The following is a 23,909-nucleotide window of genomic DNA, read 5'->3' on the forward strand; positions in this document are numbered from 1 at the left end:
TTTACCTTTGCGGGCGGAACACAGATACCACAAAATACCCTTTACGGCCCGGTAAACCATTTCCGCCTCACCCGGCATTATCTTTACACTCTATGCTGCCCGCCCCCGCTGCCCCCACCCCGCTTTCCCCCGTCCTGCCCCCGCCTGATGCTACGCCGTTTCTGCGGCGCATGGCCCGGGAGCTGGTGGCCCAGTACGGGGCTTCGGGCGAGCTGTCGGATTTGGTGGTGGTGGTGCCTACGCGGCGGGCGGTGGTGTACCTGCAGAACGAGCTGAGTCTGGCCGCCGAGGCCGGGCAGGCGCTGTGGAGCCCGCGCATTGCGGCCATGGAAGACTACATGGTGGAACTGGCCGGCGTGCAGGTGGAGGAGCCCATTGCCCTGCAGCTGCTGCTGTTCGAAATCATGCGCGACATTGACCCGCGGCTGGAATTCGACCAGTTCGTGGGCTGGTCGGCGCTGCTCTTGCAGGATTTTTCGAGCCTCGACCAGAACCTGGCCTCGCCCCGTAAGGTGTTTGAGTATCTGAGCCAGGCCAAAGCCCTGGAGCGCTGGGATTTGGGCGCCGAATTCACGCCCCAGAGCAGTACCACGGCCTACTTCCGCTTCTGGGACGACCTGCAGAAAGTGTATTACCGCCTCCAGAAGCGCATGCGCCAGGACCGCCTGGCCTACCCCGGCCTGGCCTACCGTTTGGCCCAGCGCCGGGTGCGCGCCCGGCTGGAAGCCGGCGAAACCATGCCCTACCACGTGTTTATCGGGCTGGGTTTTCTGTCGAAGGCCGAGGAACGGCTGATTCGGCGGCTGCGCAAGGTGGGCCGGGCCGAAGTGCAGTTTGATGGCGACGCCTTCTACCTCGAAAAAGGCTCGCCCAACCGCGCCGGCCAGCACCTGAAACAGTACCAGGACCGTCTGGATTTGCCCTGGGATAACTTCGGCGGGCCGGCCGAGCTGCTGCGGCAGCTGCCACGCACGGTGCGACTGGTGGGCATGGCCAACGCCTCCATGCAGGGCAAAGTGGCCGGCCAGCTGCTGGCCGAGGCCCGCCGCCTGCACCCCACTGGCACCGTGGCCGTGGTGCTGCCCGACGAAACCCTGCTGCTGCCGGTGCTGCACGGCCTGCCGCCCAAGGAAGTGCCCGAGTACAACGTAACCATGGGCCTCAACTTCCAGAGCACGCCCCTGTTCAACCTGGTGGATTTGCTGTTTGAAGTGCACCTCACCGGCGTGCGGGAAGGCTCGCCGGAAACCGGCTACGGCGTGCCCCGCTACCACCACCTGGCCGTGAGCAAGCTGCTGCAGCACCCGTTTCTGCGCCGCTACCAGCAGTGGCTCGACAAGCAGCCCGACACCGAGCACCCCGGCCTGCTCGACCAGGTGTGCCGCACCATCATCAAGCGCCACGCGGTGCTGCTCACGGCCGAGGAGCTGGTGGAAATGGGCCAGGGCCACCCGCTGCTCACGGCCCTGTTTGCCACCTGGAACAACTGCGACGACATTATCCAAGCCTGCTACGCTCTTATCGACCTGCTCAAAAAGGCCTACCAGGACCAGCATTCGGCTATTGAGGCGGAGTACCTGTACCTGTTTTTCACGCTGGTGAAGCGGCTGGAATCGGTGTTCGACTGCCGGGAGCAGCGGCTGTCGGTGCGCTCGTTCCGGCGGTTTCTGTACGAGCAGATGAAGAATACCCGCCTGCCCTTCAGCGGGGAGCCCATTGCCGAGGTGCAGGTGATGGGTCTGCTGGAAACCCGGGCCCTGGATTTCGACCACGTCATCATCCTGAGCTGCAACGAAAACGTGCTGCCGGCCCCCAAGCGCCACAGCTCCCTGTTCCCCTACGACGTGCTCACCACCTTCGGCCTGCCCACCTACGCCGACCACGAAGCCGCCACCGCCCACCAGTTCTGGCGGCTGCTGCAGCGCGCCCGCCGCGTCGATCTGCTGCACATCCTGCCCGGCGCTGAGGGCACCCGCACCGGCGAGCGGAGCCGCTTCCTGCTGCAGCTGGAAAACGACCTGGCCCTGCAAAACCCCGCCCTGGAGCTGCTGGATTTGACGGTTTCTTCCGCTGATAGCTTAGAGCTGTTAGCTGATGGCTCAGTGGAAGAAGCTAACAGCCAACAGCTAGCAGCTAACAGCCAAAAAGAAGCCACCGACCTCGTGCTGGAGAAGGACACCGGCATGCTGCTGGCCATACGGGAGCTATTGGATAAAGGCCTCTCGCCCACGGCCCTGAACCAGTACCTGAGCTGCTCCCTGCAGTTTTATTTCCAGCGAATTGCCCGGTTCCGGGAAAACGACGAGGTGGAGGAAGCCTTGGGCCCCGACGGGTTCGGCACGGTGGTGCACGAGGCACTGGAGGAGCTGCTGACGCCTTTCGCCCAAACCATTCGCCGCAACCTGGTGAACCCGCAGGCCCCGCCCCTTACCGCCAATGATATTGCCGGGCTGCTCAAGCTGGCTCCGGTGATGGTGGCCAAGGCCCTGCGCAAGGAGGAAACCGGCCGCCACGCCCGCGCCGACGAGGGCCTGAACCACGTGCTGGGTCAGGTGGCCGGGCAGCTGGTGCGCCGCTACCTGGAAAGCCTGCTGGAAAAGCCCGAAAGTCTGCCCCTGCAGATTCAAGGCCTGGAAGAAGAGTTGCACGCCACCGTGTTCGTGGCCCTGCCCGAAACCGGCGAAAAGCTGCCCGTGCGCCTGTTGGGTAAAGCCGACCGCGTAGACCAGCTCCCCGGCGGCAACCTGCGGGTGGTCGATTACAAGACCGGCTTAGTGCAGGCCGCCGAGCTGCGCCTGCAGAAGGGCAAGGACTCAGCCGCCGAGGCCGTGGAGCGCCTGCTCACCGACACCTCCCCGGCCACCGACAAAGTGCGGCAGCTGTGGCTGTACCGCTTCCTGCTGGCCCAGCAGGGCCGCCCCGCCGCCGATGCCGCCATCATCTCCCTGCGTAACCTCGGCGCGGGCCCCATGTCGGCCGATATGAACTTCCTTACTGCCGAAGGCCAGGATTTCGTGCAGCACAGCGAGCAATTGCTGGGCCAGCTGGTGCGCCGCATGCTGGACCCGCAGGAGCCCATCCGCAAAACCGACGACCTGGACAAGTGCCAGTACTGCCCCTACCGCGGCATCTGCGCCCGGTAAGTTTAGCTTCTCGTTGCTGGTTTCTGGTTGTTAGTTTGGCTTTGATTATTCACTTTCAACCAAAACGGGCTTCGGGAAGCGGCCTAGAACGAAACCAATAGAAGGTTTGATTGCCTACTTTCAACCAGAAACCACCAACCAAAAACCAAGCAACTATGGACGAATTCATGCAGGCTGCCATTGATGAAGCGCGGCAGGGACGCCAGGAAGGCGGTATTCCGATTGGCTCGGTACTAGTGCGCGACGGCAAGCTGGTGGCTCGGGGCCGCAACAAGCGGGTGCAGGAGGATAACCCCATCAAGCACGGCGAAATGGACTGCCTGTTCAACGCCGGCCGCCAGCGCAGCTACCGCGACACGGTGCTGTATACCACCCTGATGCCCTGCTACATGTGCGCCGGCACCATCGTGCAGTTCAAAATTCCGAAGGTGATGGTGGGCGAGTCGCGCACGTTTGGCGAGTCAAGGGCCTTTCTGGAAAGCCACGGCGTGGAAGTGGTAGACCTCGACCTGGACGAGTGCGTGCGCATGATGGAGGAGTTCATCGAAGCCGAGCCCACGCTCTGGAACGAGGATATCATGGAACTGTAAGCGAAAGGCGACGTGGTGAAAGGTGAACTAGTGAAAACACCCAGGCGGCCTTCCGCTGTTATCCTGAACTTGCCAAGAATCATATCATGCTGCTGCGAGTTATTTTGCCAGGATAAGGGTCTTGGCAAGCTCAGGATACCCTCCTGACAACTTCACCCTTCACAATTTCACCACTTCACCTTTCCCCACGTTGCAAGCCACCAAAAAATGCCCGGCCTGCGGATACTGGAGCAGCTGGCAGCAGCTGACCACCGACCGGTGCGAGCGGTGCGGGCAGCTGCTGGACCCGCAGCGCCTGCGTAGCGAGCAGGAAAGAGAGCGGCTGGCTCAGGAACCGGTTTCGCCCATTATGCTCATCGAAATCAAGCCCGATGACAAGCCGCTGATGCGCTTCATAAAGTACCTGATTCGGGGCGGGCAGCTGGCGTTTGGGGCGCTGATGGCATTTGTGCTCTGGCTCGTAACGATTCTGGCCGGATGAAGCTGCCCCGGGAACTACGGCACCCGCTGTTCTGGGTGGGCACGGCGCTGTATCTGCTGACCATCACCCAGAAAAAGGGAGGACCTCACATGCTCTTGAGTTGGTGGCCACGCGTGCTCAACGGCCAACTCACCGACCTGCTCACGCTGCCGCTGGAGCTGACGCTGATGCTGTGGCTGCTACGCCGCTACTACTTCCGGCAGCCGCAGTTTGTGCTGCCCACCAGCTGGATTTTCAGCGCCTGGCTGTTCACGTCGGTGTGGTTTGAGTGGCTGTGGCCCCGCTACGGCCGCGGCGCTACGGCCGACTGGCTCGATGTGGTGGCCTATGCCGTGGGCGGCCTGATTTTCTGGCGCTGGATGAACAAGCCGGCCGTGGTCTGAACCGAAGCTGGCTAACCTGTAACGGTAGTTTCTGCGTATAGACGGTCATATCTGGCCCCGCTGGCTTGTGCCCGTGGGGCTTTGCTTTGACCTTTCTGCGGTGGAAAAACCATCTTCTCCGCACTACCATTTCTGCTTATGTTTCAGGATTTGCAACGCGTGCTGGCCACTTATTGGCAACATTTTCTATTCGTACTGCCCAAGCTGTTTATTGCGTTGCTGCTGCTGATTGTGGCTGTTTTCATTGCCAACCGCGTCAGTACGCTGCTGGGCGGGCGGCTGCGGCAGCGCTCTACTGACCCGCTGCTGGCCGATTTTCTGGCCAGTATCAGCAAGTGGGTGATGGTGCTGCTGGGCCTGTTGCTGGCGCTGAATATCCTGGGTTTTTCGGGGATTGTGGGCAGCCTGGTGGGCGCGGCGGGCGTGTCGGCGTTTATTGTGGGCTTCGCTTTCAAGGATATTGCCGAGAACTTCCTGGCCGGCGTGATTCTAGCCTTCAACCGCCCTTTCCACATCAACGACACGGTGGAAATTAAAGGGCTGATTGGCCACGTGGAGGCGCTCAATCTGCGCATCACGCTCATTCGCACCTTTGATGGCAAGCACATTTACTTGCCCAACTCGCTGGTGCTCAAGGAGCCGCTCATCAACTACACCCGCGACGGGAATCTGCGGCAGGAATTTCTGGTGAGCGTGGAACTGGGCGAAAACGCCTCGCCCGACGTGGCAACCACCATCATCCTGAACTACCTGCGCACCGTGGCCGACGTGCAGCAAACTCCGCGCGCCCCCTACGTGAACCTCGAAAAAGCCACCGCCACCACCGCCGACCTGCGCGTGTACTTCTGGGCCGATTCGGAGGACTACCGCCGGGGCGTGCTGCAACTCAAAAGTCGGCTGATGCAGGAGGTAAAGCAGGAACTGCTCGGTGCCGGTCTGGGCGTGCCGGCTCTGGCGGGTTAGTTGTTCGTTGTTCGATTCGGACCGCGTGGGAATTTTCTCTGACAACGAGCAACTAACAACTGATAACTAACCATGAGCACCGAATAACTCAACGAAGTTTTCGTTAGGTTAGCAGCTTCACCCGCTGGCTGCCACCCACCCTTTGCACGCCTATGCCTCAGAATACCATTCACCGGCTGCTTCGCCCGCTGCTTGTGTGGCGCGTGCGTCACATGAGCGACCGGGTGTACCTGATTCTGGTGAGCATGCTGGTGGGGCTGCTGGCGGGGCTGGCGGCGGTATTGCTCAAAACCCTGGTCCACGATTCGCAGTCAATGCTCAGCGCCTGGGTGCCAAGCGAGTACCGGGTATTTGCTAACTCGCTTTACCCGATTATTGGTATTGCTCTCACGGTGCTGTTTACGCGGTATTTCTTAGATGGCAACCTGGGCCGCGGCATCGGCCCCATCATATACAACATTGCCCGGCAGGGCAGCATTGTACCGCGCAGCAAGCTGTATTCGCAGTTGGTGTCGTCGTTCCTGACGGTTACGTTCGGGGGTTCAGCGGGTCTGGAAGCCCCTATTTCCGTAACGGGCTCGGCCATTGGCTCCAACACGTCCCGTATCCTGCGTATCGGGCGGCGGGAGCGGCGGCTGCTCACGGGGTGCGGGGCGGCGGCGGGCGTGGCGGCCATCTTCAACTCGCCCATTGCGGGTGTGCTGTTTGCGGTAGAAGTCATCTTATCCGAGCTGTCGGCGGCCTACTTCGTGCCGCTGCTCATTGCCTCGGCCACGGCCACGGTGGTTTCTAAAGCGCTGTACGCGGGGCAGCCCTTCGTGCTCATCACCACGTCCTGGCCCGTGGATGCCGTGCCGCTGTACCTGATGCTGGCCGTGTTTACGGCCCTGCTGTCGGTGTATATGATCCGGGTATACTTCTGGGCCGATAAGTATTTCGAGCAGCTTCACGGCACCTTCCGTAAGGTGCTGCTGGGCGGCCTGGCCCTGGGCGGATTGGTGTTCCTGTTTCCGCCGCTCTACGGCGAAGGTTACAACATCGTGCAATTGCTGCTGGGCGGCCATGCTGATCAGCTGGTGGATGGCTCTCTGTTTGATGTGTTCCGGGACGAAAGCGTGTGGCTGGTGCTGCTGGTGGCGGCGGGCAGTATGCTGCTAAAAGTGGTAGCTACCACCATCACCATCGGCTCGGGCGGCAACGGGGGCATGTTCGGCTCCTCGTTGTTTGCCGGGGCGCTGTGTGGGTTCGTATTTGCCCGCCTCATCAACCTGAGCGGCCTCTACCCTATTTCCGAGGTACATTTTATTGTACTAGGCATGGCCGGTACGCTGGCCGGCGTGGTGCATGCCCCGCTCACCGGCATCTTCCTCATTGCCGAAATAACCGGCGGCTACGCTCTGTTTGTGCCTTTGATGGTGGTTACGTCCGGCTCCTACCTCATCACGCGCTACTTCGAGCCGTACTCGGTGTACACCCGCAAGCTGGTGCAGAAGGGCGTGTACGTGAACCAGGACCGGGACCGGGGCCTGCTGGCCCAACTGGACGTGCGTAGCCTGCTCCAGACGGATTTTCTGCCCGTACACCCCAACGATACGCTGGGCGAGCTGGTGACGACCTTCCGGCATGCCTCGCGCAATCTGTTTCCGGTGGTAGACAGTGCGGGGCACCTGCACGGTGTGGTCAGCCTGGATACTGTCCGCGACGCGCTGTTCGACGATGAGCACTATACCACTACCCGGGTGCGCGACCTGATGACCGACCCGCCCGCCATTGTGCGTCCCGATGATACCCTGCTCGATACCCTACGCTGTATGGAGCAACTCGGGGCCTGGGCCCTGCCCGTCCTCGACCTCGATGACCGGTACCTAGGCTTCCTGCTCAAATCCACCATCCTGGCCAACTACCGCCGCCAGCTGATTAAGGAAAGTGAGTAAATGGCTGGGTGAGTTGTTGAAATGATAAATGGTTGATTTGTCGGACCGAGCCCATAAGTACCATTCGACAATCCAGCCATTCACCCATCCAACAATTCCCACTTCGTACCTTGCGGGGGTTTTCTGCTTTTACCGCTTCCCGCTTGATTTACCTGTATACTGACGGCTCCTCCCGGGGCAACCCCGGCCCTGGCGGCTACGGAGCCATTCTGCGCTTTGGCCAGCATGAGAAAGAGCTGACCCAGGGCTTCCGCCTCACCACCAACAACCGCATGGAGCTGCTGGCCGTGATAGTGGGCCTGGAAGCCATCAACCGCCCCGAGCTGCCCATTACCGTGGTTACTGATTCGCGCTACGTGGTGGATGCGGTGGAAAAGAAATGGGTGTTCGGCTGGATGAACAAGCCCGATTTCGGCAAGAAGGCCAATGAGGATTTGTGGCGGCGCTTCGTGAAGGTGTACCGGCAGCGCACGGTGCAGTTTCGGTGGGTGCGCGGCCACAACGGCCACCCCGAAAACGAGCGGTGCGACCAGCTGGCCGTGCGCAGCGCCACCCAAGGCCCGTTGCTCACGGATGAAGGCTACGAGCTGATTGAATCGAAGCGCGGCTAACCTACCGGCGTGGCAAATTCCTATTTCCAGTTCAAGCAGTTCCGGGTGGAGCAGGCCGCCTGCGCCATGAAGGTCTGCACCGATGCCTGCGTGCTGGGCGCGCTGGCCCCCATAGCCAACGCGCAGCGCATCCTAGACATCGGCACGGGCACGGGCCTGCTGGCGTTGATGGCGGCCCAGCGCAACCCACACGCGCAGATTGAGGCCGTGGAGCTGGACGAAGCCGCTGCGGCTCAGGCGGCGGCCAATTTTGCGGCTAGTCCCTGGGCCGGGCGACTCCGGCTGCATCCGGTTCCGCTGGCGGCTTTTGCCGCCACTGAGCCCGTGCCCTTCGACCATATTCTCTGCAACCCGCCCTTCTTCCGCAACTCGCTCCGCTCTCCCAACGCCCAGCGCACCACGGCCCGCCACACCGCCGAAGACTCGCTGACCTTTGCGGAACTGGCCGGGTTTGCGGCCCGGTTCCTCACGCCCGCGGGCCAACTGACGGTACTGCTGCCCCTGCCCGAGATGCAGCAGTTTGAGCAGGAAGCCGCTGCGGCCAGCCTCTACCCCACTCACCGCCGGGTGCTGCACCACCGGCCGGACAGTAAACCGCTGCGCCACATCACCACCTTTAGCCGGCAGCCGGCTCCCGCGCAGCAACAGGCATTACCGCTGCACGAGGCCGGCTCAGAGGATTATTCGGCGTGGTTTCGGGAAGCGTTGGGGCCATTCTATCTGGCGTTGTAAACGGTATTCTCCCCGAAAATTAGTCCGCGGTTGCGGCCGGCTGCTGGCTTTCCTCCACAAACCGGATGCCGTAGCTTGCCTCTAGCTCCGCCAGAATTGGCTCATACAGTTCTGGCGCTGTTGGGATAACCACGCCGCGCTGCGTAAGCCTTCCTTGGGTTAACCGGCGCACGGCCATAGCCAGGGGCAGGCCTACGGTTTTGGCCATGGCCGTGTGCACGGCATCATCGCCCAGCACCACCAAGGAGGAAGTGTGGCCGTGGTGCGCACCTTCCAGCTCGTATTCGAACTGATGCTGCATCACAATCATGTCCCGGTCGTGGGGCTGCAGGGCCCATTTTTCGGTGAGCAGCTTTTCCAGCAGCTGGGCGGGCGTAGCGTTGGCCATGCCTACCGGCCGCTCCGTGAACAGCTCCAGCCACACCAGGTGCTGCAGTACGGTACCAGCGGGGTCCAGGCCCAGGTAGGCGGCCACGCGGGCGGCCGTGTCGCCAGAGCCGGTGGGCAGATAGGCCTCCACCAGCTCCCGCCACGGCAGTGTAACCGGGTTATCGAGGTGCACGGCGTCATCGGTGAGGCCCAGGCGTACCAGTGCGTGCCAGCCCGCGCAGTAGCTGGGCCGGCGCAGGGTGCCACGCAGCATCGTGGGGATATCTTCCAGGCCGTAAGGTGCACGGTAGCTCAGCGAATCCCGGTTGGCATAACCTTCAAATTCTCCGAAGCCGGGTACCGCTACGGTTTCCGTGCGGGCAAACAGGTGCTGGTAAGGAATGAAGCGCGGGCGGCCGTTTTCCAGGAATTTGGCGGTACTCTGGCCGGCCAGCACCACGTTGCGCGGATTCCAGGTGAACTTGTACTTCCACGGATTATCTCCTTCCACTTCCGGGGCCAGCAGCCCCCCGCAGTAAGATTTGAACGACGTAACCACACCGCCCCGGGCCCGAATATCGTTGAGCACCCGCATAGCCGACATGTGGTCGAGGCCGGGGTCGAGGCCGCACTCCATCAAAATGGTAATACCAGCCTCCTGCGCTTCGGCCTCCAGGGCCCGGATTTCCTCGCTCACGTAGCTGGCCGTGGCCAAGTGCCGCCGGTGCCGCACGCAGGCCCGCGCCACGGCTCCATGAAACAGAGCCGGCAGCATGGAAATCACCACGTCGGCCTGAGGTACCAGCTCTTCCAGGCGGGCTTCGTCGTGCACATCGAAGGGCACGGCGCGGGCATACTCCGAGTGAGCCGCCAGCACGGGGGCCAGGTGGGCGGGCTGCATGTCGGCCACCGTCAGCTGCCAGCCTTCGGTGGGCGCGTGCAGCAGCAGGTATTGAATCAGGGAGGAAGCTGAGCGGCCGGCGCCCAGCAGCAGAATACGGGTCATGTTGGGGGTGGGAAGGTGGGATGAACTCGGAGCCCAATATCTGCATAATGCCCGAGAGAAAGGCCCACAGTAGTTCTGTAAGTCCGTTTTCAATCATGGAGCTTCTCCATCTTCAGAAGTATCTGATTGTCTTCTCAAAAAAGGTTGTACATTCGCCGCCCCCTTTTTCACTACCCGGGGCCGCTTGCCGGTGCCGGGCCGTTCTTTGCCTCCAATGGCCCACCCCCTTCACCTGACCATCACCGTTGACGTGGTGGCTTCCGAAGCCGACCTTACTCCCGCCGAAGCTGCCACCTGGCAGGCGGCCCGCGCTGCTACCGACCACGCGTACGCGCCCTACTCCCACTTTCACGTAGGTACTGCCCTGCTGCTCGATGATGGCTCCATTTTTCGGGGCACCAATCAGGAAAACGCGGCCTACCCATCCGGGCTCTGTGCCGAGCGTACGGCCCTGTTCGGGCTGGCCGCTACCCAGCCGGAGCGCCGTATTGTGGGTATGGCCGTAGCGGCCCGCCCGGCCAATGGAGAGTTTGTGCCGGTTACCTCCTGCGGCGCGTGCCGCCAGGTGATGGCCGAGTACGAGCACCGCCAGAAACAGCCCATTCCGCTACTGCTGCCCGGCCCCAATGGCAGCATCTACCGGTTTCGCTCCCTCTCCGACCTGCTACCCTTCGGCTTCACGGCCGACGACCTGCCCTCGGCACAATAGCCATGCAGGCCCGGGAACAGCACCTGGCCGTTACACGCTCGGCCCGTTATTATCAGCTGGGCGAACTTACGCCCGCTACCCGGCGGGTGTGGTTTGTGGTGCACGGCTACGGGCAGCTGGCCGCCTACTTCATCCGGCACTTCGCCCACCTCACCGCTGCCGACCCGGCGCTGGTAGTTATTGCGCCCGAAGGATTGTCGCGCTTTTACCTGCAGGGCTCTTCCGGCCGCGTCGGGGCTACTTGGATGACGAAGGACGACCGGCTGACGGAAATTGCCGATTACGTGGGCTACCTCAATCAACTGGCCGCCAGCATACTGCCCCAGGCGGCACCGGAAACAGAAATTACCGTGCTGGGTTTTTCGCAGGGAGCCGCCACCATCAGCCGCTGGCTGGCCAAGGCAGTTTTCCGGCCCAGCCACCTGGTCCTCTGGGCCGGGGGCTTCCCGCCCGATATGGAACTACCTACGGCTACCCACCTGCTTCGTCAAGTGCCCGTTACGCTGGTGTGTGGCACCGAGGACGAGTATGTATCGGAGGTGCAGCTCCGGCAGCAGCAGCAGTTTCTGGAGCAGTTGGGTTCTACGCCCCGCATCCTCCGCTTCCCCGGCCGGCATACCCTGGATGCCGCCACACTTACCGAGTTAGCTAATCCGGCATCATAAAAAAGGCTTCTCCTGCTGACAGGAGAAGCCTTTTTTATGAACAGACCAAGAGTTAGCTGCGCCGAATAGTAGTGGCAGCGCCCTGCGCCGTGGGCAGCAACAGCACTTCGGCTACGTTCACGTGGGGCGGACGCGTTACCATAAACCGGATAACGTCGGCCACGTCCTCGGCCTTCAGCGGCTCGAAGCCTTCATATACTTTAGCGGCACGCTCCGTGTCGCCTTTGAAGCGCACCTCCGAAAACTCGGTTTCCACGGCTCCGGGGTTTACTTCGGCCACCCGAATGTTATGGGGCAGCAAGTCCAGCCGCATACACTTTGTAAGGGAGGCCACGGCCGCTTTGGAGGCACAGTACACGTTACCATTAGCGTAAGCCTCATACCCGGCAATGGAGCCGATATTGATGATGTGGCCCACGTTGCGGCGCGTCATGGCCGGCAGCACGGCCTTGCTCACGTACAGCAGCCCCTTCACATTGCCATCCAGCATATCGTCCCAGTCCTGCGGGTTACCACTCTGAATGGGAGCCAGACCGTGGGCGTTGCCGGCGTTGTTGATGAGCACGTCCACGTCCTGAAACTCAGCGGGCAGACTTTGTACAGCGGTTTCTACGGCGGCCCGGTCACGCACATCAAACGTGAGCAGGTGCGTGGGCGTACCAGCCAGTTGCTGCGCCAGTTCCTCCAGTCGCTCCCGGCGGCGGCCCGCCAGCACCAGCCGGAAACCGGCCTCTGCCAACGCTACGGCCGTAGCCCGCCCAATCCCCGACGAAGCGCCGGTTACAAATGCAGTTTTCATAATTCAGTAGCTAGGTTGCCCCTCCCGCGGAAGGGCAACGTCAGAATAAGCAGTCCGTGGTTGATACACCAGCAGCTATCTGCCCGACCAGATGTTCAGGTACAGCGTCACAGTATTACTTTTCATACTCTGCAGGCTGCGGCTGTACACGTCGTTGTTATTGGGCACGTACAGGTTGGTGAGGCCGTGGGAGAAGCGCAGTTCCGGCGAGAATTTGAAGAACGGATAAAACAGGTCCATTCCCACGCCGTACTCAATGGCCACATCGGAGCGGCCGGCTTCCAGCAGCGTCTGGGTAGTTTCCTTTTTCCGCCCCCCAATGGTGAAACTGGGCTTTATTCCGCCAATGATATACACCCGCGAGTTGCGCCGGCGCTCCGATTTCAGCTTGAACAGCAACGGGAAATCCAATTGGGTAGCACTGATTTCCTGATCCTCAATTTCCTTGGGGTCGTTGGGATACTGGGCCGTATTCTGCGAGTAGCCGTAAGGCTTGAACTCGATGCGCCGGGTAAGGAAGCTCACACCGGGCGCAAAGTTCAGGGCCCCGTAGTAGCCAAGCCGCACATCGGCCAGAAACCCCACCGAGCCGCCGGGGCTCACTACCGAGTTGGCCGATACGCCCTGACTGGGGTAGCCGGCCGCCTGCTCCAGCTTATAGCGCGAGAAGTTGGGTGCCACGTACATGCCCAGGTGCAACCACCGGTCGTCGTAGCCCGGCAGGTTGTTTACTGTCACCGATTTTACCCGGCCATTTTTGCCTCTGTTAGCGCTCGACAGGCTTTTTTTCTGGGCCTGCGCTCCAAAGGGCAACGCCCCGATGGCCAGGGCAACTACTGCCAGACGCACTATTTTTGAGCCGTGTAAATGGAGCTGATGCCGAACGTGAGGGGTTGCCATGCAGGAGAGGTAAAGCCAACTTTACGCAGAATTGCCAGAAAATCCTGACCATCCGGGAAGGCCTGCACCGATTCGGGCAGGTACGTATAAGCGGCGCGGTCTTTGGAAATCAACTTGCCGAATACCGGCAGAATGTTTTTGAAGTAGAAGTTGTAGGCCTGCTTCATGGGGAAAGCCGTGGGCTTGCTGAACTCCAGCACCACCATCTTGCCGCCCGGCCGCAGCACCCGGTACATTTCCGAGAGTCCCTTTTCCAGGTTCTCGAAGTTGCGCACTCCGAATGAAGCCGTTACGGCATCAAAATGGTTATCCAGAAACGGCAGGGCCTCCGAGTCGCCCAGCTCCAGCCGGATGCGCTGGCTCAGGCCCTTCTGCTCCAGCTTGCGCCGTCCTACCTCCAGCATCCCCTCCGAAATATCCACACCCGTAATCTGGGCATCGGGCGTGGCGGCCCGCAGGGTTTCAATGGCGAAGTCGGCGGTGCCGGTAGCAATGTCCAGCACCCGGGCCGGCCGCAGCTGTTTCAACTCATCCACGGCCTTGCGCCGCCAGTAGATGTCCGTGCCCACACTCAGAAAGTGGTTCAGGAAGTCATACTTGCCGGCAATGCTATTGAACATCTGGGCCACCTGCGACTTTTTGCCGGCGGCGTCATCTTTGTAGGGAACTACGGACATACTTCTCAGGGCGAAGAACGAGGAAACTCAGGCAAAATTGCCCAATTACAACGGCCCGCCCAGCATTATGTTAAAAAAAAACGGGTCGGGCTGCTGGCCCGACCCGTTTGCTTCAGCTAAACCCAACGCTTAGTCGTTGTCGGTCTTCACTTTGGTCTTCTCACCGTTGGCATCTTTTGCCTTCGAGTCGATGGTACCGTCCTTGGTCACGGTCTTGCTCTTCTCGTCGTTGGCACCTTTGGTTTTTACTTTCACTTTGTCGCTGTCCTCATCCACTTTGGTTTTCACCTTGGTGCCATCGGGCAGCTTCGCCTTGCTCTTGCCAGGCTGCAGCGGCATGGTGGTAGTGGTAGTCGAGGAAGACGAACCCGTTGAGTTAGCCCCCGAGGTAGGCGTAGCAGGGTTCAGCGTCGGAGCTGCCTCGCCTTCTTTGGTAATCACGCGGAAGTCGGTGCGGCGGTTGAGCTGCATGTTCTCCGGCGAATCGTTGGCGGCTACCGGACGACGCTCACCGTAGCTTACCGTCACCATGCGCGTTTCGGCTACACCCTGCTTTTTCAGGTAGTTGTAGGCCACATCCGCACGGTTCTGGCCGAGTACCATGTTGTACTCATCGGTATTGCGCGAGTCGCAGTTACCTTCAATTGAGATGTTGATGCCGGGGTTAGCCTTCAGAATCTCGCTGATTTTGTTCAGCTCCGTAATCGACTCCGGCCGCAGCTTGTACTTGTCAGTATCGAAATAAATCGGCTTCAGCGCAACAATACCACGGTTTAAAGTATCGATGTACGGTACGTAGAAGTCCTTGGTAATGGTAGTCGAGTCGTTAGTCGAAATCGGCACGGCAAACTCCTGCGTCTCGATGTTCTTGCCATCCTTCGACACGGCTACCTGGTAGGTACGGCCCGAAAGCACGCTCACCTGGTAGTCGCCGGTTACGGGCTTGGTGATGTCGCGGTAGCTCAGGGCCGTTTTATCGGCCTGGGTTCCGCTGAACACCAGCTCCACGCCCGGAATTACTGTGCTGTCCTTCTGGCTCAGCACCCGGCCGCGGATAATGGCGTTTTTTATGTAGTTGATGGTGTAGATATCCTTCTCACCGTAACCACCGATGCGGTACGACGACAGGTAAGCGTACGAGCCATCCGGCGACAGGCGGTAATACGTGTCGTCATCGGGGGTGTTTATGGGGTAGCCCATATTCTCGGCCCGGCCCCACTTGCGGCCCACCGAGTCCCACTCCGATTTGAAAATATCGTATCCACCCATCGTGTTATGACCACGCGAGGAGAAGTACAGCGTCTTGCCGTCGCGGCTCAGGTACGGGCTGTCGTCATCGTACGCCGTGTTAACGGCGTTACCGATGGTTTTAGCCGGTCCCCAGTCGCCACCGGGCTGACGGGTAGCATAGTAAATATCCAGCGTGTTATCGTCCGAATACTTGCTGGTCGAAAAGTAAATCGTCAGTCCATCGGGCGTGATGTAAGCATCCGACTCGAAAGCCGACGTGTTGATGTTCTTATTCAGCTTTTTCGGCTCCGTCCAGTCAGCTCCCGATTTCTCCGAATACAGGATGTCCCCGTTCTCGTCGTTGCGGTACATGAGCAGCTTGGTGTCGTTATCGAACACCTGAATTGAAGCATCATGGCCTTTGCCGTTCAGCACGCCGCTCAGGGAGCGGGGCTTTTCCCAGTTCTCATCGTCGATGCGCTTGGCTTCGTAGATGTTCTCGTAGTACTGGCCGTCGGCGGCAATTTTGTTTTTATCCTTCACGGTGCCGTCGGCGCTTACGGCCGGGGCGTTGCTCATGTCATCGGAGCGCGACGTGAACAGCAGGATTTTATCGTCAGCCGAAATTACCGGGCTGTGCTCCGACCATTGCGTGTTGATGGTGGGGCCCAGGTTTTTCACGAAGATATCCTTGGGGCTGTTGAACTGCACCTTGGCGTTTTTGCTGTGCTGAATCAGCTGCGCCAGCTCCTTTTTACGGGTGTCTTTGCTCTTCAGGGTGGCGTTGTAGGCCTGGAAGTGCGAAATAGCCTCGTCGAAGTTGTAGTTCAGGTGGTCAACCCGGCCCAGCCAGTATTCTACGTCCTTGGATACATTCTTCTTCAGGCGCTGCGCCTTATAGATATAGTCGCTGGCTTTTTCTTTATCAAACGACATATAGGCAATACCCGCCCGGAACAGTGCCTGCGCATTGTTTGGCTCCTTGGCCAGCACTTGCTCATAGTAAGGCAAAGAGGCCCGGTAGTTCTCTTGTCCGAAGAACTTATTGGCAGTCTTCAGTTGCTTTCGTGTGCTCTGAGCCAGGGCAGGCTGGGCCACAGCAGCCGTAAGCGCGAAGGCGCACGAGGCTTTCAATAACCTTCTGACTAAGTTGTCCATTGTTGGAGGGGTTAGGGAAATAAGGAGTTGCAAAGGAGGAGAGAATACCCCGAACGCCGGTTGCGCGTAGCGGATTTTCAAGAGTTGCCTCTTATACTGAAAACCCGCCTCAGGGTTGAGGGGTAGTAGGTAAAAATGTGCTGCTACACGTAAATAACTGGTCGTTAGCCACACATTTTGCCCACTACATACATCCCCAAAGACGGGGAATAAGCGGGCAAAGATAGGAATTTCATAATACGGCCTTCGCCGCATCCAATTACGTAAAATAGCAGGCAGTGAAGCAGAAAAGAAATGAAGTTTTCCGCTCCAAAACCTTTCCTGAATGCATTACCGGACGCACAAATATAGTTCGCCTACTTAAATTACAAGGTTTTTCCCAAAAAAATTATGTGTCGTAACGCCCGTCATTGAATACCTACCTTTGCTGCTCAGATCATCCTTGAACTCATGAATATCCAGGACGCAAAATTTTTGATGAGCAATTCCCGGGTGGAGGACTGTCCCGCGCCCACCCTGCCGGAGTATGCCTTCATTGGGCGCTCGAATGTTGGCAAGTCGTCGCTGATTAACATGCTCACCAACCATAAGGGGCTTGCCAAAACGTCTTCGCTGCCGGGTAAAACTCAGTTAATCAATCATTTTATCATTAATAATAATTGGTATCTGGTTGATTTACCGGGCTATGGATACGCTCGGGTCAGTAAAGATGCGCGCGTCAAATGGTCGCGCATGATTAATTATTATTTACGCAAGCGCGAAAATCTGGCGTGTGTATTTGTGCTTATTGATTCCCGTCATACGCCCCAGGCGGTAGATCTGGAATTTATGGAGCAACTGGGTACCGAAGGAATTCCGTTCGTATTGGTATTTACTAAAGCTGATAAACAATCCGGCTCCCGGACGCAGCAAAACGTGGTGGATTATCTGCGTAAAATGGAGGAAACCTGGGACGAGGTACCCCGGCATTTTGTCACCTCCGCGGAAGAGAAAACCGGCCGTGAGGAGGTGCTCAGCTTCATTGAGGAGATTAACCGGCAGTACGCCGAAACGCCCGATAATGCGTAGATTGGCCTCGTAATTGCCAGGCTCCGGCGGGAGTCTTTCCTACCGTGTTTTTCGCTTTTCTCCGCTCACGTTCACATGAAAAAATTCGCTTTCCTGTTGGGTATCGGACTGCTGGCTTGCTCAGCTCCCGTATTGGCCCAAAAAACCAAGGTTAAGATAAAAACCGACGGCCCGACGCCCGAAACGACGACTGCCCCGGATGAGGCCGCCCCGGCTGCTCCGGCGCATGCGCCCAAGGCCATTCCGGTGGCGGAATATTACGAAGGCGGTCAGGAAGCTATGTACGCCTTCATTGAGAAGGAGCTGAAATATCCGATTATGGCGCGCCGCAACCGGATTCAGGGTCAGTGCATTGTGAGCTTCACGCTGAACACCGATGGCACTATGTCGGGGATTAAGCTGGTGAAGAACATTGGCGGCGGCTGCGGCGAGGAAGCTCTGCGCATAGTACGCCTGCTGAAGTTCAATAAGCCCGACTACGCTATTCTGACCAGCCTACCCGTTACGTTTAAATTGCCGGTCCCCGGCCAAGCCGCCCCAACTGAGTAACTTTGCACTTTCAACAACCGCTTACATCCTATGCCTTTCGACCTTAAGGAAATTGCCGCCATCAGCGGAATGCCCGGTCTGTACCGCCTCGTGAAGCCCACCCGCGCCGGCGTTATCATTGAAGCCCTCGATGCAAAGGGCACCCGTTCCGTGGCTTCCGCCCGCAACAAGGTGTCGTTGCTGCAGGAAATTTCCATGTATACTCAGGACTACGACCAGACGGTTCCGCTGTCGGAAGTGTTTGACCGAATTTACCAGCAGCACGGCAAAGACCTGACCCTCACCAATAAATCGGACGACCGGGACCTGGCTGCGTTTATGGCCGGCATCATGCCCGACTACGACCGGGAGCGGGTGTATATGTCCGACATCAAAAAGCTGGTGCAGTGGTACCGCGTGGTAAGCCAGAATCTGGAATACCAGGCTCCAGCTACCGAGGACGAAACCCCGGCTGCAGAAGCAACTGAAGAGAAGCCCAAGGCTAAGAAAAAGGCCACCAAGAAAGATGAGCCCGCCGCCGACGAAGCCCTGAGCACGGCCGGCGTTATTCCGGCTGCTGAGGAAACCAACGCCGCCGGCAACCCCGAAGCCGGCGAGGCTAAGCCTGCCAAGAAAACCACGAAAAAGAAAGCCGAGTAACTGCCGCCTTTCTTATGCAAAAGGCCACCCGGTTCCGGGTGGTCTTTTATGTTTTATTCGATTAGCCTCCGCTAACCGGGACTACGCCTTCAGCACGGCGTCGTGGGCAAATTCAGCGGCGAGGAACTCCTCCACTTTCTCTACCAACTCCGGTGAGCCGATGAACAGGGGGCACCGCTCGTGCAGGTCGCGGGGCTCCAGCTCCAGGGTGCGGCGGCGGCCATTGCTGGATTTGCCCCCGGCCTGCTCCACAATGAAAGCCAGCGGGTTGCACTCGTACATGAGGCGCAGCTTACCGTTGGGGGCTTTTTTCGAAGTCGGGTACATGTAGATGCCGCCCTTCAGCAGGTTACGGTGGAAATCGGCCACCAAGGAGCCAATGTAGCGGGCCGAGTAGTTCTGCTCTTTGCAGTAAGCCACGAAGGCCTTCATGCCTTCGGAGAAGGACTCCGACACGCCCTCATTGATGGAGTAGATGGCGCCCGATTTGGGCGTCTGGATGTTGGGGTGCGAGAGGAAGAACTCGCCGAGGCTGGGCTCGTAGGTGAAGCCGTTCACACCATTGCCGGTGGTATATACCAGCATGGTGCTGGAGCCATAAATCACGTAGCCGGCCGCTACCTGATGGGTGCCGGTTTGCAGGCAGTCCTGGGTAGTGCCTTCCAGGCCGGTGGGTGATACGCGGCGGTAGATGCTGAAAATGGTGCCGATGCTGACGTTCACATCAATATTCGAAGAGCCGTCCAGCGGATCAATGGCCACCACGTACTTGCCCTGGGTGTTGCCGGTCTGAATCATCTCGTCATCTTCCTCCGAAATGATGGTGCACACCTCGCCCCCGTTGCGCAGGGCACGGATGAAGCGGATATTGGCAATTACGTCGAGCTTCTGCTGGTCTTCGCCCTGCACGTTGCGGTTGCCGTAGGCGCCGGCAATATCAATGAGGCCGGAGCGGTTGATTTCACGGTTCACGATTTTGGCCGCCAGGGCAATGTCGCGCAGCAACTGGGAAAGCTCCCCGGTAGCGTAGGGGAAATCTTCCTGCTTCCGCATAATGAAGCGGTCCAGGGTGGTACCAACGGGCAGGGCCAGTTTGTCGTGGTTGGTCATGGGCTGAGTGGGAATGATGCGGGTGGAAGGCCAAAATTAACCAATTTGCCGCAGAGCCGCAGCGAAATTTCGCTATTCGTTTATTTCACCGCTTTAGAAAGGCTGTTTTACCGGTATTTAGGCAGAATGCGCGCCTTGGCCCTACATTTGGGCCATGCAGGAACCGCAGCAACTTCGGATTTTCAAGTTTGGCGGCGCATCCGTGAAAGATGCTGCCGCCATCCGCAACCTGGTGCACATTACCCAAACCTACGGTCAGCCCGGCCCGCTGGTGGTAGTGGTATCGGCCATGGGCAAAACCACCAATGCCCTGGAAGAAATCTTTCAGCTGGCTCACAGCGGCCAGGAGTACACGGCTCAGCTTACCGCCCTGCGCAATTTTCATCTGCAGGTAGCCGCTGAGCTGGGAACCACGGATGAAGCGACCGGCACACCGGCGCTGGCGGAGTTATTGGAGCAGCTGCAGGACCGCCTGGCCACGTTGCAGCCCGGTGATTTCGACAAGCAGTACGACCAAGTAGTGAGCTTCGGGGAGCTGCTGGCGACGCGCATCGTGGCCCGGGCCATGCAGGCGCAGTGGCTGGATTGCCGCACGCTGATTCGCACGGACCACACCTGGCGCGAAGGCCGCGTGGCCTGGCCCGCTACCGAGCGGCTGCTCACCAGCATTCTGCCCGAGCGGCTGGCCCACGGCCCAGTGGTGACGCAGGGGTTTCTGGGCGGCACCTCCAGCGGCCAGACCACTACCCTGGGCCGGGAGGGCTCCGATTATACGGCCGCCATTCTGGCCTACTGCCTGGGGGCCGCTTCGGTCACCATCTGGAAGGATGTGGCAGGCCTGTTGAACGCCGACCCCAAGATTTTTGCCGACACGGTGCGCTACCCCGAAATCAGCTACCAGGAAACCATTGAAATGGCGTACTACGGGGCCTCGGTGATTCACCCCAAAACCATCAAGCCGCTGGCCGTAAAGCAGATTCCGCTGCTGGTGAAGTCGTTTGTGGACCCCGCGGCCGAGGGCACCGTGATTCACGACTGCCGGCACGGGCTGCTGGTGCCCGCCCTAATCCGCAAAACCGGGCAGTGCCTGGTGTCCTTTGAGTCCAAGGACCTCACGTTTATATCGGAGGAAAACCTGGAGGTGATTTTCGGGGCGCTGGCGCAGGTGCGGCTCAAGATTCACCTGATGCAGAACTCCGCCATCAGCTTCTCGGTCTGCACCGATTTTTCGGCCTACCGCCTAGAGAAGCTGCTGGGCGTGCTGCGGGAGCAGTTCACCATTCACTACAACACCGGCCTGGAGCTGTACACCATTAAAAACTACGACGCCGCCAGCATCCGGCGGCTGACCGAGGGCCGGGAGCTGCTGCTGGAGCAGCGCACCCGCCAGACGTTTCAGTTTGTGTGCCGGGGCGGTGAGAATGAGTGGATTAAATAGGGGCGCACATAGGCCCGGCAGCCGGCATGAAACAATTTTGCCCGGCCGGACCTTATAGCCGTATCTTTGCGGAGAATTATTCTCATCTGGTGAACCACACGTCTGACCATTCACACCCTGCTCCCACAGCCGGCCACCTGCGCGACCGGCTGGCCGCTGCCGGCCTGCGGGCTACCCAGCAGCGCCTGCTGATTCTGGAAAGCCTGCTGGTGCTGCCGGGCCACCCCACGGCCGAGCAGGTGCACCGGCGCGTGACCGAGCAGACGCCGTCGGTGTCGTTGGGCACGGTGTACAAAACCCTCGATGCGTTTGTGGCCGCCGGCCTCACCAAGCGAGTAGCGTCGGCCGAGGGCTCCTCCCGCCGCTACGATGCCGACTGCACCGAGCACCACCACTTGTTTTGCGCCAACACGCAGGAAATCATTGACTACTGCGACCCGCAGCTGGACGCCCTGATTCGGGACTTCTTCGCTACCAAGGGCCTGACGGGCTTTCAGCCCCACTCCTTCTCGTTGCACGTGACGGGCAACAAGGTGCTGAGCTAAACCGGCCTGTTTATGGGCCTGGTGGCTTCGGCCGCCATCTTCCTTCTACTTTCTTTTTTCACCATTTTCCATACCTCATGGCAGTTCTCGTAGGCAAACGTGCTCCTTCTTTCAAAGCTACCGCTGTTATCGACGGCGAATTCGAGGAGGATTTCTCGCTTGACCGTTATTTGGGCAAGAAGCACGTCATCTTCTACTTCTACCCCGCCGACTTCACGTTCGTGTGCCCCACCGAAATCATTGCGTTCCAGGACCGTCTGGCCGATTTCGAAGCCAAAGGCGTAGCCATTGTGGGCTGCTCCACCGATACGCACTTCTCGCACTTTGCCTGGCTGCAGACCCCGCGCGACAACGGCGGCATTGAGGGCGTAAAATACCCGCTGGTAGCCGATGCCACCAAAACCATTGCCGCCAACTACGACGTGCTGGGCGGTCATTACGACTACAACGAAGCCGGCGAAATGACCTTCGTGGGCTCGCCTCTGGCCTACCGCGGCCTGTTCCTGATTGACAAGGACGGCATCGTGCGCCACCAGGTAGTAAACGACGGTCCGCTGGGCCGCAGCATCGACGAAGCCATGCGCATGGTGGATGCCCTGCAATACTTCGAGGTAAAGGGCGAAGTGTGCCCCGCTAACTGGGAAGAAGGCAAAGAGGCTATGTCGGCCACCCGTGAGGGCGTAGCCAACTACCTCGGCAAGCACGCGGCTCACTAATGCTAGTGCTTAGTGCTTAGTGCTTAGTGCTTAGTGCTTAGTGCTTAGTGCTTAGTGCTTAGTGCTTAGAATGTATGAAAAAGGCTTCGTCGGGTTACGGCGGAGCCTTTTTTGTGGGGCTGCGGGCAAAAGGCCTATTTTTGCAGCAGCGTGGCCTAGTGCCATTACAAGCACACTTTTCTTTGGCTTCCTGATGTAAGCCTTACGTCCTAAGAACCACCTCTTGCGCTTTCTCTATACCATTGGCCTGCACCTGTATGCGCTGCTGCTGCGGCTGGTAGCACCGTTCGTGCCCAAAGCGGCGCAGTGGACAGCCGGGCGGCGCGGGCTGCTGCTGCAGATTCAAGCGGCGCTGGCGGCCGATATGGCTCCGCGCGTGTGGTTTCACTGCGCCTCGCTGGGCGAGTTTGAGCAGGGCCGCCCGCTGATGGAAGCCTACGCAGCGCAGTATCCGGACCACAAGATTGTGTTGACGTTCTTCTCGCCTTCGGGCTATGAAATCCGCAAAAACTGGGCGGGGGCCGATTACGTGTTCTACCTGCCCCTCGATACGGCCGCTAATGCCCGCGCTTTTCTGGCGGCGGTGCAGCCCCGGCTGGCCGTGTTTGTGAAGTACGAGTTCTGGTATTACTTCCTCACCGAGCTGCAGCGGCGGCAGGTGCCCACGGTATGCGTATCGGCCATTTTTCGGGCCGAACAGGTGTTTTTCCAGCCCTGGGGCGGCTTTTTCCGTCGCATCCTGAGCCGGTTCACCCACATTTTCACCCAGAATCAGGCCAGCGTGGAGCTGCTGCGCCAAGCCGGTATCAGCCAGGCCAGCGTGGCCGGCGACACCCGCTTCGATACGGTGGTGCGCACGGCGGAGGCTTCGGCCCGGCCTTTGCCGCTGGTGGATGCCTTCACCGACGACTGGGCCCCGGTGCTGATTGTGGGCAGTAGCTGGCCCGAAGACCTGCCGGTGCTCACGCCCCTGCTGCAGCAATACCAGCAGGAGCTACGCTTCATTGTAGCTCCCCACGAAATCAGCGAAACCAATCTGCGCCTCGTGGAAGCCGCCCTGCCCAGCCAGGTGGTGCGCTACTCCCAGGCCGACGCGGCCACGGTGGCGCAGGCCCGGGTGCTGCTCATGGACAACGTGGGTCTGCTCAGCCAGCTCTACCGCTTCGGGCATTTTGCCTACATCGGGGGGGCGTTTGGCAAGGGGCTGCACAATACGCTGGAAGCCGCTGCCTTTGGGCTGCCGCTGTTCTTCGGCCCTACCTACCACAAGTTTCAGGAAGCCCTGGATTTGGTGGAGCTTGGCTGCGCTTTCCCGATTTCCTCAGCCGAGGAGTTGTTAACGGCCTTCGGCCCGCTCTATCACCGCGAAGAAGCCCGCCTGCAGGTGCAGGATGTCAGCCTCGACTACGTACACGACCATAGCGGTGCCACCCGCAAGATTATGAACTGGATTGGTGAAGTGGTGAAATGGTGAATTTGATGTCCAATGTGCGC

The 23,909-nt window shown here is 59.6% G+C and carries 23 protein-coding genes; 17 read left to right on the forward strand and 6 right to left on the reverse strand.

The features are described from left to right. The first annotated feature begins 92 nt into the window (after window positions 1–92). The 8 genes from EI291_RS06170 to EI291_RS06205 all read left to right on the forward strand — a co-directional run bounded on the left by EI291_RS06170 (window position 93) and on the right by EI291_RS06205 (window position 8,837). The gene (locus tag EI291_RS06170) at window positions 93–3,143 is read left to right on the forward strand and encodes a PD-(D/E)XK nuclease family protein (RefSeq protein WP_240635382.1); all 3,051 of its coding nucleotides are present in this window, start codon (window positions 93–95) and stop codon (window positions 3,141–3,143) included. A 155-nt stretch (window positions 3,144–3,298) separates the two neighbouring features. Continuing rightward, entirely contained in the window at window positions 3,299–3,733 is a 435-nt protein-coding gene (locus EI291_RS06175) for a nucleoside deaminase (protein WP_125418933.1), read from the forward strand. Window positions 3,734–3,923: 190 nt separating this feature from the next. Continuing rightward, complete coding sequence (locus EI291_RS06180) at window positions 3,924–4,214, forward strand: hypothetical protein (protein WP_125418934.1); 291 nt, start codon at window positions 3,924–3,926, stop codon at window positions 4,212–4,214. Continuing rightward, window positions 4,211–4,597, forward strand: a complete 387-nt coding sequence (locus tag EI291_RS06185; RefSeq protein ID WP_125418935.1) for a hypothetical protein — start codon at window positions 4,211–4,213, stop codon at window positions 4,595–4,597. The genes EI291_RS06180 and EI291_RS06185 overlap by 4 nt, the downstream gene beginning before the upstream one ends. Before the next feature lie 138 nt (window positions 4,598–4,735). Further along, window positions 4,736–5,560: a mechanosensitive ion channel family protein gene (locus EI291_RS06190; protein WP_125418936.1), complete on the forward strand. Its 825-nt coding sequence runs from the start codon at window positions 4,736–4,738 to the stop codon at window positions 5,558–5,560. 152 nt (window positions 5,561–5,712) lie between these two features. Beyond that, window positions 5,713–7,494, forward strand: a complete 1,782-nt coding sequence (locus EI291_RS06195; RefSeq protein WP_125418937.1) for a chloride channel protein — start codon at window positions 5,713–5,715, stop codon at window positions 7,492–7,494. Window positions 7,495–7,637: 143 nt separating this feature from the next. Then, window positions 7,638–8,105, forward strand: coding sequence for a ribonuclease HI (gene rnhA / locus EI291_RS06200; protein ID WP_125418938.1), 468 nt, complete (start codon window positions 7,638–7,640; stop codon window positions 8,103–8,105). A 9-nt stretch (window positions 8,106–8,114) separates the two neighbouring features. After that, complete coding sequence (locus EI291_RS06205; RefSeq protein WP_240635384.1) at window positions 8,115–8,837, forward strand: tRNA1(Val) (adenine(37)-N6)-methyltransferase; 723 nt, start codon at window positions 8,115–8,117, stop codon at window positions 8,835–8,837. 19 nt (window positions 8,838–8,856) lie between these two features. On the opposite strand, the gene EI291_RS06210 is transcribed toward EI291_RS06205, so the two are convergent. Further along, window positions 8,857–10,212: a saccharopine dehydrogenase C-terminal domain-containing protein gene (locus tag EI291_RS06210; RefSeq protein WP_125418939.1), complete on the reverse strand. Its 1,356-nt coding sequence runs from the start codon at window positions 10,210–10,212 to the stop codon at window positions 8,857–8,859. A gap of 214 nt (window positions 10,213–10,426) precedes the next feature. On the opposite strand from EI291_RS06210, the gene cdd reads away from it, so the two are divergent. Then, window positions 10,427–10,921: a cytidine deaminase gene (gene cdd, locus EI291_RS06215; protein ID WP_125418940.1), complete on the forward strand. Its 495-nt coding sequence runs from the start codon at window positions 10,427–10,429 to the stop codon at window positions 10,919–10,921. Window positions 10,922–10,923: 2 nt separating this feature from the next. Further along, window positions 10,924–11,586: an alpha/beta hydrolase gene (locus tag EI291_RS06220; RefSeq protein WP_125418941.1), complete on the forward strand. Its 663-nt coding sequence runs from the start codon at window positions 10,924–10,926 to the stop codon at window positions 11,584–11,586. A gap of 52 nt (window positions 11,587–11,638) precedes the next feature. On the opposite strand, the gene EI291_RS06225 is transcribed toward EI291_RS06220, so the two are convergent. The 4 genes from EI291_RS06225 to EI291_RS06240 all read right to left on the reverse strand — a co-directional run bounded on the left by EI291_RS06225 (window position 11,639) and on the right by EI291_RS06240 (window position 16,350). After that, window positions 11,639–12,385, reverse strand: coding sequence for an SDR family NAD(P)-dependent oxidoreductase (locus EI291_RS06225; RefSeq protein ID WP_125418942.1), 747 nt, complete (start codon window positions 12,383–12,385; stop codon window positions 11,639–11,641). Window positions 12,386–12,460: 75 nt separating this feature from the next. Then, the gene (gene porT / locus EI291_RS06230) at window positions 12,461–13,285 is read right to left on the reverse strand and encodes a type IX secretion/gliding motility protein PorT/SprT (RefSeq protein ID WP_125418943.1); all 825 of its coding nucleotides are present in this window, start codon (window positions 13,283–13,285) and stop codon (window positions 12,461–12,463) included. After that, window positions 13,234–13,962, reverse strand: coding sequence for a bifunctional demethylmenaquinone methyltransferase/2-methoxy-6-polyprenyl-1,4-benzoquinol methylase UbiE (gene ubiE / locus EI291_RS06235; RefSeq protein ID WP_125418944.1), 729 nt, complete (start codon window positions 13,960–13,962; stop codon window positions 13,234–13,236). The genes porT and ubiE overlap by 52 nt, the downstream gene beginning before the upstream one ends. A gap of 129 nt (window positions 13,963–14,091) precedes the next feature. Beyond that, window positions 14,092–16,350, reverse strand: coding sequence for an OmpA family protein (locus EI291_RS06240; protein ID WP_240635386.1), 2,259 nt, complete (start codon window positions 16,348–16,350; stop codon window positions 14,092–14,094). 450 nt (window positions 16,351–16,800) lie between these two features. On the opposite strand from EI291_RS06240, the gene yihA reads away from it, so the two are divergent. The 3 genes from yihA (at window position 16,801) to EI291_RS06255 (ending at window position 18,606) form a co-directional block, all read left to right on the forward strand. Continuing rightward, window positions 16,801–17,418, forward strand: coding sequence for a ribosome biogenesis GTP-binding protein YihA/YsxC (yihA, locus tag EI291_RS06245; protein WP_125418945.1), 618 nt, complete (start codon window positions 16,801–16,803; stop codon window positions 17,416–17,418). 75 nt (window positions 17,419–17,493) lie between these two features. After that, window positions 17,494–17,967 carry an energy transducer TonB gene (locus tag EI291_RS06250; protein WP_125418946.1) on the forward strand — a complete coding sequence of 158 codons (474 nt, stop codon included), beginning with the start codon at window positions 17,494–17,496 and terminating at the stop codon, window positions 17,965–17,967. Window positions 17,968–17,997: 30 nt separating this feature from the next. After that, window positions 17,998–18,606 carry a DUF5606 family protein gene (locus EI291_RS06255; RefSeq protein WP_125418947.1) on the forward strand — a complete coding sequence of 203 codons (609 nt, stop codon included), beginning with the start codon at window positions 17,998–18,000 and terminating at the stop codon, window positions 18,604–18,606. 81 nt (window positions 18,607–18,687) lie between these two features. On the opposite strand, the gene fbp is transcribed toward EI291_RS06255, so the two are convergent. Beyond that, a complete protein-coding gene (gene fbp / locus EI291_RS06260; RefSeq protein ID WP_125418948.1) occupies window positions 18,688–19,716 on the reverse strand; it encodes a class 1 fructose-bisphosphatase in 1,029 nt (342 codons plus the stop codon). Between the two features lie 154 nt (window positions 19,717–19,870). On the opposite strand from fbp, the gene EI291_RS06265 reads away from it, so the two are divergent. The 4 genes from EI291_RS06265 (at window position 19,871) to EI291_RS06280 (ending at window position 23,889) form a co-directional block, all read left to right on the forward strand. Further along, window positions 19,871–21,154, forward strand: a complete 1,284-nt coding sequence (locus tag EI291_RS06265) for an aspartate kinase (protein WP_125418949.1) — start codon at window positions 19,871–19,873, stop codon at window positions 21,152–21,154. Between the two features lie 89 nt (window positions 21,155–21,243). Then, complete coding sequence (locus tag EI291_RS06270; protein WP_170172534.1) at window positions 21,244–21,699, forward strand: Fur family transcriptional regulator; 456 nt, start codon at window positions 21,244–21,246, stop codon at window positions 21,697–21,699. A gap of 77 nt (window positions 21,700–21,776) precedes the next feature. After that, the gene (locus tag EI291_RS06275) at window positions 21,777–22,415 is read left to right on the forward strand and encodes a peroxiredoxin (RefSeq protein WP_125418951.1); all 639 of its coding nucleotides are present in this window, start codon (window positions 21,777–21,779) and stop codon (window positions 22,413–22,415) included. A 223-nt stretch (window positions 22,416–22,638) separates the two neighbouring features. Beyond that, a complete protein-coding gene (locus EI291_RS06280) occupies window positions 22,639–23,889 on the forward strand; it encodes a 3-deoxy-D-manno-octulosonic acid transferase (protein ID WP_125418952.1) in 1,251 nt (416 codons plus the stop codon). Window positions 23,890–23,909 lie beyond the last annotated feature (20 nt).

The sequence above is a fragment of the Hymenobacter rigui genome (assembly GCF_003944715.1).
GTDB classification, from domain to species: domain Bacteria; phylum Bacteroidota; class Bacteroidia; order Cytophagales; family Hymenobacteraceae; genus Hymenobacter; species Hymenobacter rigui.

Bases quoted from the DNA above. Each gene is read 5' to 3' on its own strand.
- yihA (WP_125418945.1), top strand. From the start codon at position 16,801: ATGAATATCCAGGACGCAAAATTTTTGATGAGCAATTCCCGGGTGGAG.
- EI291_RS06210 (WP_125418939.1), bottom strand. From the start codon at position 10,212: ATGACCCGTATTCTGCTGCTGGGCGCCGGCCGCTCAGCTTCCTCCCTG.
- EI291_RS06170 (WP_240635382.1), top strand. From the start codon at position 93: ATGCTGCCCGCCCCCGCTGCCCCCACCCCGCTTTCCCCCGTCCTGCCC.
- EI291_RS06250 (WP_125418946.1), top strand. From the start codon at position 17,494: ATGAAAAAATTCGCTTTCCTGTTGGGTATCGGACTGCTGGCTTGCTCA.
- cdd (WP_125418940.1), top strand. From the start codon at position 10,427: ATGGCCCACCCCCTTCACCTGACCATCACCGTTGACGTGGTGGCTTCC.
- EI291_RS06255 (WP_125418947.1), top strand. From the start codon at position 17,998: ATGCCTTTCGACCTTAAGGAAATTGCCGCCATCAGCGGAATGCCCGGT.
- EI291_RS06195 (WP_125418937.1), top strand. From the start codon at position 5,713: ATGCCTCAGAATACCATTCACCGGCTGCTTCGCCCGCTGCTTGTGTGG.
- EI291_RS06190 (WP_125418936.1), top strand. From the start codon at position 4,736: ATGTTTCAGGATTTGCAACGCGTGCTGGCCACTTATTGGCAACATTTT.
- EI291_RS06220 (WP_125418941.1), top strand. From the start codon at position 10,924: ATGCAGGCCCGGGAACAGCACCTGGCCGTTACACGCTCGGCCCGTTAT.
- fbp (WP_125418948.1), bottom strand. From the start codon at position 19,716: ATGACCAACCACGACAAACTGGCCCTGCCCGTTGGTACCACCCTGGAC.
- ubiE (WP_125418944.1), bottom strand. From the start codon at position 13,962: ATGTCCGTAGTTCCCTACAAAGATGACGCCGCCGGCAAAAAGTCGCAG.
- EI291_RS06275 (WP_125418951.1), top strand. From the start codon at position 21,777: ATGGCAGTTCTCGTAGGCAAACGTGCTCCTTCTTTCAAAGCTACCGCT.
- porT (WP_125418943.1), bottom strand. From the start codon at position 13,285: ATGGCAACCCCTCACGTTCGGCATCAGCTCCATTTACACGGCTCAAAA.
- EI291_RS06240 (WP_240635386.1), bottom strand. From the start codon at position 16,350: ATGGACAACTTAGTCAGAAGGTTATTGAAAGCCTCGTGCGCCTTCGCG.
- EI291_RS06225 (WP_125418942.1), bottom strand. From the start codon at position 12,385: ATGAAAACTGCATTTGTAACCGGCGCTTCGTCGGGGATTGGGCGGGCT.
- EI291_RS06185 (WP_125418935.1), top strand. From the start codon at position 4,211: ATGAAGCTGCCCCGGGAACTACGGCACCCGCTGTTCTGGGTGGGCACG.
- EI291_RS06175 (WP_125418933.1), top strand. From the start codon at position 3,299: ATGGACGAATTCATGCAGGCTGCCATTGATGAAGCGCGGCAGGGACGC.
- EI291_RS06265 (WP_125418949.1), top strand. From the start codon at position 19,871: ATGCAGGAACCGCAGCAACTTCGGATTTTCAAGTTTGGCGGCGCATCC.